This is a genomic window from Flavobacterium arundinis, assembly GCF_038289855.1.
GTDB lineage: Bacteria > Bacteroidota > Bacteroidia > Flavobacteriales > Flavobacteriaceae > Flavobacterium > Flavobacterium arundinis.
Window position 1 is genome coordinate 432,415 of the sequence record NZ_JBBYHR010000001.1, and the last position, 16,345, is coordinate 448,759.

Here is a 16,345-nt window from a genome sequence, read left to right on the forward strand (position 1 = left end):
CGGTCGGTCTTTATCCCTCAAGCTATTTCTTCGGGGCCTCCTCATAAGGCGTACCTTTCTTCCCGAATACAGAAAAATGAACGTAGCGTTTAGGGTTATTCTTCAAATCTGCAAGCAACAATTTCAACTCATTCGACGCATCGGCGAGGTTATTATACATAGCCTCATCCTTCAGCAGCTTACCCAGTGAGCCTTTGCCTGACTGTACATCAGCCACCATCTTGTCTACTTCTGCCATAGAATGCTCCAGGCTGTTTATTGCCGATGCCAGCTGCTCAGGGTTAACAGAGTCTGATATTTCAGCAAAGTTAGCAGAAGTCTTATTAAGATTTGCCATAGTGGCATCAATATTTGATTTATTTCCTGAAATTACACCATTCAGTGATTTGGCTGCCTTATTAAATTCCTGCATGGTAGCGCTCATTGCGGCAATACTGCGGCGCAGGTTTTCCTGAGTCTGCTTGTCCACAACATTATTAAGGTTGTGCAAAAGGCTGTCTGCTGTAACTACGGTTGCCTCTACTTTTGTTTGTAACGGCGAAAGTTTTTCCCCTACTACAGAGAGCATGCCCGGCTTAAGCCCTGCTTTCAGCTGGTCGCCATCTTCTGCAGGCGTCTGGTTTTTAAGATCGGGAATAATCGCGATCTGCTTGCCGCCTATAAAGCCCGGCTCATACAACGTTGCATAGCTGGATTTAGATATCGGGAAATCTGTCTTCACCTGCATCTCTACTTTCAGCAGGCCCGTTTCATGGTCCGTAAAAGTTATACCGGTTACTTTTCCAACTACCAACCCGTTAAGCGTAATTGGTGCAGATGGCGAAAGCCCTTCCACATCCTTATATATAACATAATAGGTCTTGTAAGAATTAAAGAGGTCCCTTCCTTTCAGGAAGCTGTATCCCCAAATAAATAATAGTATAGCGCCTATAACTAATATTGCCGTTTTTGCTTCTCTTGTTACTTTCAAAATAGATTATTTTTTAACAAATGTAGGGCAAATATAAATATTACAATGTGAATATTATGGTAAAAGCCTTATAAAAGAAATTACAAAAATTTAACGGTATTGTTTTTAAGGATTTGAGATTTAAACCCAAAATAGCTAAGGCAATCTGTAAATAGTAGCCTATTGAATAATACATGCAACGACTTTCAGATGCATCTATTCAACTGCCGTTTATTCACGTTGCATTTTATGTTTTTGACGCTAAAAAACATAGACAAAGCATAGATACGATGCGATAATGCATAAAACGAATATTTATAAAACACTGATTACCAATAACTTTGAACCTGTTATCAGGATGCAGATGATCAGGCACTAAAATGCATCGACGTAGCTCCAGAGTATCATGGGTTACCCCAAAAATCTCAAGTATTTTCTTTTTTTAAAGATTCTATAGTCAAAAAAAGTGAAGTTCCTGAACACTATAAAAACGGGGGCGGAATCCGAAAAGCCTTATGAGTAGGAAAAATTAAATCATAGTAACCATGAAAAATTTACAACAAAAACTAGGAATCAACCTAAGCCACAAAAGCTTTAAAGCGCAGCTGGGAGAAGCTGAAGATTTTTTCAATGTTCCTGAATTTGCCGGCAAAGAACTTGCCTTTGGAGGAGACGATCCGTACGCGGATAAAGACGGACTGATCCAGTTTATTTGCGGTGTCGAACTGCTGCAAGACCCTATTGTAACGGCAAAGCTGGCCGAATTGAAATCACTGCTGATTTCACTGACATCGGTGGTAACTTCTTACATAAACCGGTATGCTGCGGCAAAAGGGCCTCAGTATAAAACCGATGCCGATCTTTGGGAACTGGCCCTCTCAAAGCTTCCGCTGATGGGGCCATCCAAAATAGATATGCAAACTTACACCAGAAGGACGAGAGGTGTAGAGATAGCGGGGGATTTCATCAACCTTGTACTGGACATAGCTACAGGCGAAGGCCAGGCGCTGCAATCCTTTAAATCGTTCCTTGAAAAACAGGGTGGAGCCCTGAGAGCCGGAATCGAAGCCAACAAGGATAGTTATAAAACCATCACCGTTGGCGTTTGCGTGGAAGTACTAAAGATCGGCAGCCAAATAATGTACATTCCAAAAATAAAACAGTACAAAGTACTATTTACACGTGAAAACACTAAGTGGAGCTCCTCCTGCGCCAGCTATGAGGAAGTCGACATGCATTTCGAATACCTGTATGCCAGCAATGTTTTTGACTATGAAGCATTGAACAACCCGGATATAAAACGTGACTTCGAAAAATTTGTCACCGGGGCCCAAAAGGCACAGATAGAAGATGCCTCAACCTTCTTTAACGATGATTTTGAAGATGTGAAAAGCAAAACGGCGAATGCGATGCAGGCTTCGGAATAAAAACAATACATAATAATAAAAGGCTGCAAGATAGATTCCTGCAGCCCTTTATCAATTTCAGATCATATCTAATTGACCTTTTTACCGTCCTTAAATGTAGCTATGAAAGCAGAAGTATATCCTTTTGCTTTTGCTTCCGCCAAAAGTGTTTTAGCTTCTTCACGGTTGTCCGTCTCCCCATAAAAATATTTTATAACAGATGCGCCCTTTTCTTTGGTAATATTGCCAAGCCCGTTGAAATTAGAAGGCACGGTTTCGAGGTCTTTCCCACTGGCAGCGATCTGTACCCTGTAGCTTTGGCCTTTAGACGATGCAGGAGTATTGTCAGTTGCAGGTTTCGTTACAGGTTTATCGGCCTTTGGTGTCGCTTTTGGCTCATTAACAACAGCCGGCTCTGAGTAATCAGAAGTTCCCGGGATGAAATATTCTTTTTTATAGGCAAGGATCGCTTTTGCTATCGATTCGGCAAGCTCGTCCTGCCCCGCGTCGGAATTGAGGTACTCCCCTTCCGGCTGGTAAGAAAGGAATCCAAGCTCTATCAGTATGCTGGGCATCGCTGTTTTATGCAGTACTAAAAACGGAGCCTGCTTTACGCCGCGTTTCTTTCTTTTAAGGTTGTCTGTAAAGTTCTCCTCTACTTTGCTGGCAAGGTCGATGCTTTGGTTGATGTATTCTTCCTGCTGGAGCATGAGTCCTATCATGCTTTCGGGCCTGTTGGGATCATAACCTGCATATTTCACCTTATAATCCTGCTCGAGGCTGATAACAGCATTCTCCTTTTTAGCCACCTCAAGGTTGGAAGCATTTTTGGTCGTACCAATAACAAATGTCTCGGTGCCATAAGCCGTCTTCTTGCTTTCGCCATTACAGTGTATTGAAACAAAAACGTTGGCATCGGCCCTGTTGGCAATATTGCAGCGCTCACCAAGTTCAATAAAAACATCGGTCTTTCGGGTGTATATAACCTGGACACCCGGGTCTTTTTCCAATATCTTTCCTACTTTAAGCACTACATTAAGCGCTATGTTCTTTTCGATGAAACCATGGTAAACGGCACCGTAATCCTTGGCGCCATGCCCCGGATCCAAAACAACCCGGAATTTCGAATTACCCTGCGCAAAAGCAGCGCTGCAGCATAAAATAAATGTAAAGAAAGCCAGTTTTAGCTTCATGTTCCCTGTCATTGCAATATCCATTTTCCTGATCGTGTTATGCATTTTATAGCTGATTTCGATTAAAATTGATCAACTTCCTCCTTAAAAATAAGCTATTTTTTACAAAAATAGTATTAATCATATTGGCTGCAAACAAATTTAAGACCCTTTTATAAGTAAATTTCCTATAAATTGCAGTCGGCACTGCCACACTTTACAGGTATCTTCTGAATAACAACGCACTAGGATTATCTTTATTATTTGATAAGTGCCATACTTCACGCTACATTAAAAAGCCACTATAAATGCGTCGCGATATCCCTTTGCCTTTGCCTCCGCCAAAAGTTTATCGGCTTGTTCCCGGTCTGTGGTTTCTCCGTAAAAATATCTTATGGTTGACGAACTCTTATCCTTAGTGACATTCTTAAGACCCTTAAAATTGGATGGCTTCAGTGCCAAGTCCTTGCCTCCTGTGGCAATCTGTATCCTGAAGCTCTCCCCTTTTTTTGGGGCAGCGGCCACTTTGGGAGCCGCCGCTGCTTTGGGAGTCGAAATTTTCGGTGCAGGCTTTAAATCCTCATCATCGCGCGTGTCTGTATAACTAACATCCCCGGCAATAAAATATTCTTTTTTATAGTCCATTATTGATTTTGCTATCGCTTCGGCAATTTCGTCCTGGCCCGCATCAGAGCTCAGGTATTGCCCTTCCTGCTGGTAAGAAATAAAACCAAGCTCAATCAGTACGCTTGGCATGGCCGTTCTGTGCAATACCCAAAATGGCGCCTGCTTCACTCCCCTGTCCTTCCTTTTAAGGCTCCTGTTGAAACCATCTTGTATCTTTATGGCGAGATCAATACTTTGGAACGCCGACTGTTCATTTAACAGTGTAAGGCCGATGATCGTTTCGGGCTTAGCCGGATCAAAACCTTCATATCGCGTTTTATCTGCCTCGAAACTAATAACCGAGTTTTCCTTTTTTGCCACTTCAAGGTGCGACGCATTTTTCGCAGTACCCATTACATACGTCTCGGCACCATACGCTGTTTTTTTAGTTTCGCCATTACAGTGGATGGAAACAAACAGGTCAGCCTCTGCTTTGTTGGCAATATTGCAGCGCTCGTCTAACTCAATAAACACATCGGTTTTACGGGTATATATCACCTGCACGCCTTCCTTTTCAAGTAGCTTGCCCACCTTCAGCGCTACACTCAGCACGATATCTTTTTCTTTAAAGCCATGGTATGATGCGCCGGTATCCTGGGAACCATGCCCCGGATCCAGCACCACCCTGAATTTAGAATTTCCCTGCCCAAAAACTGTACCCATGCATGCAATAAAAGCAAGGAAAGCCAGTTTTAATCTGTTATTTGTTATTATTGCAATATCCATAATACCTTGCTTGCGTTATAATTACATTTAATGGTTAATTGACAAAATTATTGTAAGTTTGACACTTCAAAAAACAGGCCGCATTTTTACAAAAATAGCATTAACACCGTTGCGTACGAACTTATTCCATATCGTTTTATCAGCAATTTTCCTAACAATCGGAATTTTCGGGGCTTCGGCTCAGGAAGTCCCGGTAAAGCCGGCAACCACGACCGCTACAGAAAAACCGGTTGACAGCCTGGTAATTAACCCTGTAGCCTTCGCTGAAGGGGATTCTGTTAAGAAAAAGAAAAAGGGCCTTGATGCAATTGTAAAGCGTACAGCCAAGGGTTACGAAAAGCTTGACCAGAAAAATAAAATGCTTATCCTTCATGATGAAGCCGAGTTGAACTATACAGATATACAACTCAAATCGGGGCAGATTATTATGAAATATGATAAAGATGAAGTCTTTGCCGGAAGGCTTAAAGATTCATTGGGCAACTATACACAATACCCCTATTTTAAGCAGGGCAACAACGTAGTTGAAGCCGATTCGATACACTTTAATACCGTGAGCAAAAAGGCCCGGGTATGGAACTCCCGTTCCGACCAGGGGGAATTCAGGGTACGTGGCGAACTGACAAAAAAAGAAAACGATTCGGTTTACTTTATAAAGGGTGCACGCTTTACTACTGCCAAAGACATCAACAATCCGGAATATTATTTTTATTCGCCCAAGATCAAATTCGTTCCCGGCAAAAAAGTAGTCGTAGGGCCTACCAACCTTGTTATTGCCGATGTTCCTACGCCATTAATGCTCCCTTTTGCCTTTTTCCCAATGACCACCAAGGCAGAATCGGGCTTTATTGTACCAACATTCGGAGATAACAACCGGCAGGGCTACTTCCTTCAAAATGGCGGGTATTATCTTGCACTCAGCGAATATTATGATCTTGCCATTCTCGGAGATTATTATACCAACGGAAGCTACGGCCTCCGGTTCCAGTCCAGCTATGCCCAACGCTACAAGTTTAACGGTAACGTAAACCTGCGTTTTGAAAATAACCTTCAAAGTGAAAGGGGTTTCCCTGATTATGCCAAGTCAAAGCAATACAACATCCAGTGGTCCCACAGCCAGGATGGAAAGGCCAACCCAAATTCCCGCTTCTCGGCCAGTGTGAACCTCGGTTCCAGCCAATATTACAGGCAGTCGCTTAACCTTAATAATATAGGTGCAAGCCTTAATAATACAATGCAGTCTTCGGTTTCGTATTCGAAGACCTTCCAGACCGTTCCACAGGTAAACTTTTCCCTTAGCGCCACACACAACCAGAATACCAATACCAAAGCCATCAACATGACCCTGCCTACCCTGCAGGCCAGCGTTGACAGGATTTTCCCTTTCGCACCGGGCGATGCTCCCAAGAAAGGCCTTATAAAAAATATCAACCTACAGTACAACCTTCGCGGCGAGAACAGGATAGCCACTTACGATTCGCTTTTCTTCAAGCCGGAAATGTTCCGCGACGCAAAATCAGGGCTGCAGCATACCATACCGCTGAGCACGAACTTTAAAATATTCAAATATTTCAGTGTTACGGCAAGCACCAACTACCAGGAAACATGGGTAATGAATACTGTAAAAAGGGAGTTTAATGCCGATAGTGCAAAGGCGCTTACAAGGGATATTAAGGGGTTTGACTCCTTCCGTACCTATAACTTTTCATCAAGCATCGGTACAACGATATACGGTACGTTCCCTTTTGGAGAAAAAAGCAAGATACAGGCCATACGCCACGTAATGCGCCCGTCGGTATCATATAGCTACTCCCCGAGTTTTGACCAGTATTATGATTACTACCAGTATGATGCATCAGGGGCATTAAAACAGTACAGCCGTTTTGACGGAGGCCTTTTTGGGGCGCCCGGCCAAAGGTATGCCAGCAATGTAGGTATAGCGGTAAACAATACATTTGAGGCAAAGGTGCGCAACGACGACGAAAAAGACAACAAGGGCGAACCAAAAAAAGTAATGCTGCTTAACAACCTAAACTTCACTACCAGCTATGATATGGCTGCCGATTCACTGGCATGGCAGCCGTTAAGGGTTTCCGCGGGTACCAACCTTTTTAAGGAAAAAATGAATATCAACTTTGGTACTACACTCGACCCTTATGCCATAAACAATGCCGGAAATCGAATCAATACCTATAATATTGATAATGGCGGAAGCCTCTTCAGGATGACCAGTGCCAATGTAACGCTTAACTACTCGATCACGAGCGAAGACGGCAAATCGGGCGATGGCGAGGATGAAGACAGCCAGACGGCGCGCAACGGTGGACGCGAAGATGACCTGTTTGGACGGGCAACCGACCTTAGCGATAGCCGTAAGAGCATGTTTAACGAAGAAGACGACACGAAGGAAGGCAAAACCGAAGGAGGCTTTTTTAATGCGAAACTCCCATGGGACCTTAAGTTCGCCTATTCCCTTACCTATTCTAATAATGCCAGGGAACGAAAGATAATAGGCAACTCGATCATGCTTTCGGGCAACCTTGACATTACGCCAAGGTGGAAAATGGGCTTTTCTTCGGGATATGACTTTGTACAGAAAGGCGTTACCTATACCCAGCTCCGCTTTGAGCGCGACCTCCTTAGCTGGAGGATGGATTTCAACTGGATCCCTATTGGACAGAATACTTCCTGGGGGTTCTTTATTGGAATAAAATCGTCGGTACTTAGCGATATCAAGTGGGATAAGCGCCAGGTGCCTGACAGGGTAATCAGGTAGTATGAGGACTTTTTACAGAGGGAATCCATATGTAAATGGTAACACGATTATAGTGGCTTGTCTTTCTTCAATGCATATATATATTATTTTTTCCGTTTCAATTAAATCTCTGCTAACCAGCATTTTTGTTTTATCATTACCATGCATCGCAATGTTTTTTATCTTCAGTTTTGAAATGTATTATTTTATAATTGAAGATAATTCCTTAATAATAAGAAACCATTATCTTTCCTGGATAGATGTGACCATCCCTTTTCAGGACATACAGAGAGTAAGTTTTGAAAAACGCTACAAAAGGGCATATTCACTCAAATTGACCGCAGAGTCCGAATCAACTCATTATTGTGGCAGTACACTTACGACTAAAACGTGGCTAATGCTAAAAAGAGATTTAGAAGAGAAAGGTATAATGGTCAGCAACGAATGTATATCTGAATAAACTTAAATAATATGAAAAAAATAATATTTACAGAAAAGGCAACGGCTCCAATAGGGCCTTACAGCCAGGCAGTATTGGCAGGCAACACACTTTATACCTCAGGCCAGATAGCGCTGCACCCCGAGACAGGTGACCTTATTACAGGCGATATCGAAACCGAGACTAAACAAGTTATGGAAAACATGAAAGCAGTACTTGAAGCTGCGGGCATGGGTTTTGGCAATGTAGTTAAGGCGACCATATTCATTATGGATATGGATGACTTTGCGAAGATAAACGGCGTTTACGGAAGTTATTTCGATGAAAGCAACGCACCCGCTCGCGAAACGGTACAAGTGGCAAGGCTGCCTAAGAACGTGAACGTAGAGATTTCGATGATAGCAATACTTTAAAAAACATTGAATGTTTCATATCAAAAGGCCCCGCTAATGCAGGGCCTTTGTCATTTGTTATATTGGTATACCGTATCAGTTAACCTCGTGATATTCAATAAGTCCATCGATAGGCCTCCTGAGCACATTGCCCAATTTCAGGTTATTTTTGCTTAATACCTCGGCCAGTTCGGCTTTCAGGTAAAAAGCTATCGAGCCTACAAAGTGAACAGGCACCTCATGGGCGTTCTCATATTGTGTAATGTAGTTGTCTACAAATGTCTGCATGGCATCAACGATAAGCGATTTAAAAAACGGCTCTTCGCGGTGCTGTATAAGGAACTTTGCAAAGGTAGCCAGATACGCATTCGGGTTAGGTTCTTTGTAAAGATTGTGTTTTATAGTATCCGGGTCAAGTTCATATTCCGCTTCGAATTTTTTAGCCAGGTGGGCAGGCATTTTATTGAAGTAGTAGGCACGTAATAAGTCCCTGCCAAAACGGTTACCGCTGCAATCGTCCATCGCTATGTAGCCCAGCGATTGTACCTTCTGGTGTAGTTTCTCGCCGTCAAAATAACTGCAGTTAGAGCCTGTACCAAGGATACAGATGATGGCCTTATCGTTGGTGGGATTGGTAGCATAGGCGGCAGCGTAGGTGTCTTCTTTAACGCTTATCACTTCAGCATTCGGGAAAAACTCCTCGAAAATATCCGTCATAAAGTCCTTCATCCTGTCGGTACCACATCCGGCACCGTAAAAATAAAGGCTGCTTACCTCCATACGGTTGTTATAAATATCAAAACGGGCTTCAAGCCTTTCTATGGCCTCTTCCCTATTGATGACTTCAGGGCTCAGGCCCAGCGTTTGTGTGTTAAAAAGCCTGTTGCCATCATCATCCAAGGCAATCCAGTCAGCTTTTGTGGCACCACTGTCAACTAGTAATTTCATAAATATATTGGGTTTGTTTTGGGTTAGTCGCTTTTGTGTTTGCTATGAAAATTACCTTATAGTTATGTTTCCGCCATCATAAGGTTAACTCCCTTTATAAAAAACAATAAGTCCCGGCCTTCGAAAAGAAAACCGGGACAAATATAAAAATATTACAAAGATGCAATATGCACCGAAAGGTCGATAAGTTTGCTGGAATAGCCGTACTCGTTGTCATACCATGAAACAATCTTGAAGAACGTTGAGTTAAGCCCGATACCTGCTTTGGCATCAACAATGCTAGTCCTTGAATCGGATATGAAATCCTGCGATACCACATCGTCTTCTGTATAGCCAAGGATCCCTTTCAGGTTGGTTTCAGAAGCATTTTTAAGCACTGCCATGATCTCCTCATAGGTAGTTTCTTTAGCAAGCTTCACGGTAAGGTCTACTACCGATACGTCTGCTGTAGGAACGCGCATCGACATACCTGTAAGTTTGCCGTTAAGTTCCGGGATTACTTTCCCTACTGCTTTTGCAGCGCCTGTACTTGCAGGGATGATGTTAAGCAATGCCGCCCTTCCGCCACGGAAATCTTTTCTTGACGGTCCGTCAACGGTAAGCTGTGTTGCTGTAGTAGCGTGTATTGTCGTCATAAGGCCTTCCACAATACCGAAGTTGTCATTGATCACTTTTGCAAGCGGTGCAAGGCAGTTGGTAGTACATGAAGCATTCGACACGATAGTATCAGCAGCAGTAGCTTTGTCATGGTTTACACCCATAACGAACATTGGCGCATCTGCAGACGGAGCCGAAATGATCACTTTTTTAGCGCCACCTGTAATGTGGGCCTGTGCTGTTTCAAGTGTTGTAAAGATACCGGTACACTCTGCAACCACATCAACACCAACCTCATCCCATTTAAGGGTCGAAGGGTCTTTGGCAGCAGTTACCCTGATATGTTTTCCGTTTACATAAAGCTGGTTGTCTTTTACTTCAACTGTGCCTGCAAAACGGCCGTGTACTGAATCATATTTTAAAAGGTAGGCCAGGTGATCTACATCAAGCAGGTCGTTTATGGCTACCACTTCTACATTATCCCTATTAAAGGTTTCGCGGAAAACGATACGGCCAATACGGCCAAAACCGTTTATTCCTAATTTAACTTTTGTCATTTTAAATAGATGTTTTTTGGATTTTTTTATTTGAATTTAGATAGAAACAATGTCAGAAACGCGAATGAGTTCCTTGTCCACCTGAGTTTTGCCTTTCACAGCCTGCTCAAGTGGTGTAAGCGTAATCTCGTCTTTTATAAGCCCTACCATGTAGTTGGATTTTCCTTCAAGAAGGGTTTCCACAGCTTTAACGCCAAGCCTGCTGGCCAGAACCCTGTCAAAACACGATGGCGACCCGCCGCGCTGCATGTGTCCTAATATGGATACACGAACGTCATACTCCGGCATATTCTCCTCTACATAGTCTTTGAGTTCAAAGGCGCTTTTGCCTATTTTATCACCTTCGGCAATCACCACAATACTTGATGATTTGCCCGAAGCCTTACTTTTCCGTAACGAATCCAGGAGCCTGTCAAGCCCCATGTCTTCCTCTGGGATCAATATCTCTTCTGCACCTGCTCCAATACCGGCATTAAGCGCAATATGGCCTGCATCGCGCCCCATAACCTCTATAAAGAAAAGCCTGTTGTGCGAGCTTGCCGTGTCCCGTATCTTGTCGATAACTTCTACTACAGTATTAAGTGCAGTATCGTAGCCAAGCGTAAAGCTGGTACCGAAAATATCATTGTCAATAGTGCCGGGTATTCCGATCACGGGGAAGTTAAACTCTTTGTTGAACAGCAATGCCCCAGTAAAGCTGCCGTTCCCTCCTATTACTACAAGCGCATCTATATTGTTCTTTACCAGATTGGCATGGGCTTTCTTACGGCCTTCTTCAGTCATGAATTCTTTAGACCTTGCCGATTTTAATACAGTACCTCCTTTATTAATGATGTTATTTACGCTGCGGGGGCCCATTTCCTTAAAATCCCCCTCAATCATTCCCTGGTAACCCCTGTAAACACCTGCGCATTCTATGTTATGAAAGGCACACGTACGAACAACGGCCCTGATGGCGGCATTCATTCCCGGGGAGTCACCACCGGATGTCAGCACACCTATTTTTTTTACGTTAAGTGACATTTTTTAGTATTTGATTGTAAAATTAATAATTTAATATCAATTATTTATTTGATTTTGCATTCCATTATTAAATCTGCAACATTTCAAACGTTTTCGTTAATAAGTTTTTCTTTATGATATGTTAAAAAACATAAAAAGCAGCTGCATCACTAAAATACAGCTGCTTTTTTTCCACATTACAAAATTTTAAACTGTTATAATTATGGATTAATCAGTCTCAGGTACCCTGGCAGGTTCGCTATTATCTCCCGAAGGCTTCTTTTTACGCCTGTTACTGTCATCAAATTTTATGTAATCCGGAGCAAGGTCAGAGTCAGGCATGTCATTTTCATTATTAGTGGTTGCTTCAACCTTTTCTTTTTTACTGAATATCTTACGCATCAGCTCGTTAAAGGTATCAAAATCCACATCATAAGTAAGGCCGATACCCTGCGTATAGTTGATGCCCTCACCCAGGAAGTTAATATCATTCTCGCGGTTAAACGCCCGTCCTTTCAAGGTTCCGTCTTCATTAATACGGTATTGCACCTCAAAATTCCCAACAATGCCTGCATCGTTTACACCGTTTACCGGCACCCCAAGCTGCCCATTAACAGTAATGCGGTCGTTTATCTGCGACTGGAGCGTAAGCCCTATCTGCGAATTTGTTTCTACATAAGGGTTTTTATCTGCCTGTACATAGTTTACACCTACCTTAACTTTGCTGTCACCATCGGAGAACAGGTCATTGAACAGGCTGCTCGCCCTTTCGAAAAGGCTGCCATATACCGCTGTATTGGCATTCGTAGGGCTAAGGAAACTACCTGTCGAAAGCAATGCAAGCGCCTGTGTCTGCCGCGTATCCATGTCGCTAAGCCTGTATTCAAGGTCGGCTTTAAGCACAGAGCTCACTCCCGGGAAGTTAATTACAAAGTCGGGCTCTGGCGCCGTGATGTTACCGTTCAGGAGGATAACCACCTCTACCGGTATATTCCTGCTAAAAGTAGGCGCTTCCAGCAGTACCGATGGGTTTGCCTGGGTTTTATAAACCGCTTCAAGATTTAGCCTTGCGCGTGTAGGGTCGCCTTCCCAGTTTATAGATCCGCCGGGCTTCACGATAAATTTCTTGTCAAGCAAACCTGCATACTTAAAGTTATATAGTCCCTGTACCACACTAAAATCCCCATACATATTGAATTTTCCCAGTGTGTTGATATCAAGAAGCAATAAGCCGTTTCCTGTTGCCGTAAGGCTGTGGCCGGTATTCTTATCAATGATAACCTCCAGTTTTGCATCCGGGGTTACATCAAGGTCGAATTTCATCTCAAGGCCTTTTATCGTCTTCGTTTCCTTAACAATCCCATTTAGATTATTTTCCTTTTCCTTAGGACTCAAAAAGTGGATAAAGGCAGCGGTATTTCCCGAAGCGCCGGCATTGTTTATCGGTATTTTTATATCCGTTCCTTTTTCCGATTTCGCCTGTACTTCTATAAACAATCCGGTAGCAGGCCCATTAATGGTTGCCGTACCTTTTATAAAGGCAGTTCCATAATACATGGCATCATCAGAATCCTCGGTGTCCAGCACCAGCATCCTGTCCGATTCTATTTTCAGGTCCAGCGCCCAGTCTTTAAACACCTTGTGCTGAACGCTTCCGTTAAGCCTGCCTTTTGTTTTGTATTTTGTATCTGTAAGCTCCACATTCCTGAAAAAGATTGTCTCTTCGGTAATATCTACTACAGCATTCTGCTCAAAGTTATAGTCTGTATTCAGGTAGCCGACTTTCAGCCCCGCGTCTTTCAGGTAAAGCCGCCCATCTATCTCCGGCTCCTTCACATTGCCCACAATGGCCGCACGCCCGGAAGCCTTGCCCCTTATCTCGGGGAAAATGGATTTGAGGAAAACCCCAAGAGGGGAAATATCGAAGTTAGTGAACCCGGCATCTATAGATAACAGGGTCTGCTTGTCGACTATTTCTATATTTCCGTTAGCAAAAAAGGTTTCTTCCTCATTCCTGATCAGCGAGGTATTAACATTAAATTTCCGGAATGCCCTGTCGCCGGTAACCTGCAGGCTCATATCGCCAAGGTCGAACTTATTAATGCGCAGGCTGTCGATAGTGAGCGATGAGGCCGGCTGGAATTCCTGGTCTTCCTGCTTAAGGCTTACCTCGCCGTTTAACCTGCCTCCAAAGCTGAGGCTATCCAGGTTAGGGGTAATCTTGTGCAGGTCTACATCATCAAACGTGAGCTTGAGGTCTTTATAATCCTTACCTTTTATCACGCCCATAAGCTCCACCATCTGGTCGTTGTGAGACATAGTAAGCTTATCGACAGAGAAATCGGTTAGTTTTTTATTGAAAACAATTTTATTATCATCTGTGTCATGCTCATTGATAAACCATTGATAATTCTTGAAATTGATCTCTGATTTCTTAAACCCTACAACCGAATTATTATTTTTATCAATCGTGTGGTACAGGTTCAGGTTAAAGGCATCTTTAGCCTGGTTGCCCCCTTTAAACTCGGAGCGCAGGAAGAGGGTATCATTTTGTGTTACATTAATCAGGCTAAAATCGGATATCTTATAATTTTTCATCCGTATGCTGTCCATACTCACGTAGGCATTGTACAGCGGATTCTTATTATTGATGTCGATCGCAATATTGCTGAACTGGTTATTGTAGGCGGTTATATTTGGCGAATCGAATGCCAGTACAAACTCACCCTTATCGGCATTTATCCGCCCCCGCAGCTTGGTGTTTGGCCCGACAATAACGTCCGGAAGCACAATCTCGATTATCTTATTATAAATGGTAAGGTCAAAGTCAATAAACTGCCCTTTCTTAAGCCTGTGCGGCGAGTAGTTCGTATAAAGGCTGCCCAGCGCATTCTCAATTAGCTTGGGAAGTTCCTTTGTATCATATTTACCCGTAAACCTGCCCTCAACAATATCGGTAGAGTTAAATGTTATTGTCCGCACATTATCAGCATCAAAGGCCGATTCTATAAAAAAGTCCTCAAAATAATAGCTGTCCCTGTTGTTTTGGTAGGACAGCCGTGATATCTGGAGTTTACCCGCCATATCATTAAGGTTGTTTCCGTTAGCATCAAAAAGCAGGTCACCCTTAAATATAGAAATAGAGTCATTTTTCATGAAGTTAAGCACCTTCAGGTCGGCATAATCAATCTGAGCATGAAAGTCGTAACTGTTCCTCTTCCTGCTCATATCCACAAGCCCGTCAAAGCTCATAAGCAGGTTAGTATCATTGCTGTTAACTGTCCCCTGGAAAAACGGCCATTTCAGCCTTCCGTCAATCGTTATGTTTTTGTAGTTATACCTGTTCAGGGCCAGGCGGGAAATATCGCCTCTCAATGTGGTATTAAGCGATTCCTTATTAAATCCTTTCCCGTCGATATCCAGGTGCAGCGTGGTAGTGCCCACTATCTTTTGGCCGGTAAGGCTGCCTACATTAAAATTATCAAGGTCTATAATACCTTTATAGGTGGCGATATCTTTTTGGTTATAATTTTTCACGGCAAGGTCGGCCTGTGCCTCCCCAAGTTCTGACATTATATAGAGATTAGTCGTGAGGTCTTTTTTGGTCAGCATCACATCACCCACAAGGTCTATGCGGCCAAATTTCTCAAGCATTTCAGGAAGGCTCTTGCCAAGTATCCGTGGCATTATGCCTTTAAGGTTGGTGTAATTCGAGGTTACCCTGTCGAAATTACCATTCATATAAAAGCCGGGCCCTGCCTTATCGAACAGGTGCCGGAAATTGATGGTGCCTATGATTTCAGATTGTCGCGAATCCAATAATTTCAGATCATGAAGCACAAAGTTATTCATAGGCCCGGTAAGCCGGGTAGAAAGATAAAATTTCTGGTTTTTGCCGAATTCGTTATAAAACATATTCAGCTCGTTAGACGATATTGTAGCCCTGTTCACATTAAAATCGAATTTAACGCGGTTCACAAAATCCTTCATATCGTCCTTACCATAGGTAAGTGTCACCTTGCCTTTGAGCGCCGACTGACTCGTGGCCAGCTCAAGGTTTTCCAGCTTCATGTTGGTTTTGGTATAGGTAAACGCTGCCTTCAGGTTTTCGACAAATAAACCCCTGTGATCCAGCAAAGAGAGCTTTTGGATATTTGCGGTAATGTCGCTGCCTTTTATATAGAAATCTTCAAGCTCTCCATTAAGTTTTTTAAAATCAAGTATACGTGGAGTAACCGCATTTTCATTCGTCAGCCGGAAACGCCCATTGGTTACGGCAAGGTCGCCTGCCCTTAAGCGAAATTTACCCTTACCAGGCTTTCCGTCATCAAATATTTTTACAAAATGATCCAGGTTGGATGTCTTTTCGCCCTTATAGGTCTTCATGTGGAAATTCAGCCTTTCCGCTTTCAGTGTACCAAAACGCAGGTCGCTGTTGGCAACAGCCTTGAAATTGAGTATATTGGTTTGCAGCCTGTCGGCAGAAATGAGGGTATCTTTATGATGGTCGAGTATGAGTACGCCCTTCAGCTTCACGCTCCCGAATATTGAGATGGCTATCTTATCGATCTTTATATTGGTTCCAAACTCCTTATTGACCTCACCGGCAGCATAATGCGCTATTTCTGTCTGGACAAACGGAAGGGATAAAGCGATGCCCAGCAGTAACAAAAACAGGACGATCCCTATCAATGTCCGAACAAGTATTTTTTTAAGTTTTTTGATACTGCTAATTG

General features: G+C 43.1%; 10 protein-coding genes. 3 read left to right on the forward strand and 7 right to left on the reverse strand.

What is annotated here, in order from left to right; translation table 11 throughout:
* Positions 1-22 precede the first annotated feature (22 nt).
* Complete coding sequence (locus AAEO56_RS01955; protein ID WP_341695332.1) at positions 23-970, reverse strand: MlaD family protein; 948 nt, start codon at positions 968-970, stop codon at positions 23-25.
* A gap of 524 nt (positions 971-1,494) precedes the next feature.
* On the opposite strand from AAEO56_RS01955, the gene AAEO56_RS01960 reads away from it, so the two are divergent.
* Entirely contained in the window at positions 1,495-2,376 is an 882-nt protein-coding gene (locus AAEO56_RS01960; RefSeq protein ID WP_341695333.1) for a hypothetical protein, read from the forward strand.
* A gap of 68 nt (positions 2,377-2,444) precedes the next feature.
* Here AAEO56_RS01960 and AAEO56_RS01965 read toward each other — a convergent pair whose 3' ends face one another.
* Positions 2,445-3,593, reverse strand: a complete 1,149-nt coding sequence (locus AAEO56_RS01965; RefSeq protein WP_341695334.1) for an N-acetylmuramoyl-L-alanine amidase family protein — start codon at positions 3,591-3,593, stop codon at positions 2,445-2,447.
* Between the two features lie 225 nt (positions 3,594-3,818).
* The gene (locus tag AAEO56_RS01970) at positions 3,819-4,919 is read right to left on the reverse strand and encodes an N-acetylmuramoyl-L-alanine amidase family protein (protein WP_341695335.1); all 1,101 of its coding nucleotides are present in this window, start codon (positions 4,917-4,919) and stop codon (positions 3,819-3,821) included.
* A 58-nt stretch (positions 4,920-4,977) separates the two neighbouring features.
* On the opposite strand from AAEO56_RS01970, the gene AAEO56_RS01975 reads away from it, so the two are divergent.
* Complete coding sequence (locus AAEO56_RS01975; protein WP_341695336.1) at positions 4,978-7,695, forward strand: putative LPS assembly protein LptD; 2,718 nt, start codon at positions 4,978-4,980, stop codon at positions 7,693-7,695.
* A 450-nt stretch (positions 7,696-8,145) separates the two neighbouring features.
* On the forward strand, positions 8,146-8,526 hold the full coding sequence (locus AAEO56_RS01980) for a RidA family protein (protein ID WP_341695337.1): 381 nt from the start codon (positions 8,146-8,148) through the stop codon (positions 8,524-8,526).
* A 75-nt stretch (positions 8,527-8,601) separates the two neighbouring features.
* Here the strand turns inward: AAEO56_RS01980 and AAEO56_RS01985 are convergent, their stop codons facing one another.
* The 4 genes from AAEO56_RS01985 to AAEO56_RS02000 form a co-directional block, all read right to left on the reverse strand.
* Complete coding sequence (locus tag AAEO56_RS01985) at positions 8,602-9,453, reverse strand: N-acetylglucosamine kinase (RefSeq protein WP_341695338.1); 852 nt, start codon at positions 9,451-9,453, stop codon at positions 8,602-8,604.
* A gap of 152 nt (positions 9,454-9,605) precedes the next feature.
* Positions 9,606-10,607 carry a type I glyceraldehyde-3-phosphate dehydrogenase gene (gene gap / locus AAEO56_RS01990; protein ID WP_341695339.1) on the reverse strand — a complete coding sequence of 334 codons (1,002 nt, stop codon included), beginning with the start codon at positions 10,605-10,607 and terminating at the stop codon, positions 9,606-9,608.
* 36 nt (positions 10,608-10,643) lie between these two features.
* Positions 10,644-11,630: a 6-phosphofructokinase gene (pfkA, locus tag AAEO56_RS01995; protein ID WP_341695340.1), complete on the reverse strand. Its 987-nt coding sequence runs from the start codon at positions 11,628-11,630 to the stop codon at positions 10,644-10,646.
* 207 nt (positions 11,631-11,837) lie between these two features.
* Complete coding sequence (locus AAEO56_RS02000; protein ID WP_341695341.1) at positions 11,838-16,301, reverse strand: translocation/assembly module TamB domain-containing protein; 4,464 nt, start codon at positions 16,299-16,301, stop codon at positions 11,838-11,840.
* Positions 16,302-16,345 lie beyond the last annotated feature (44 nt).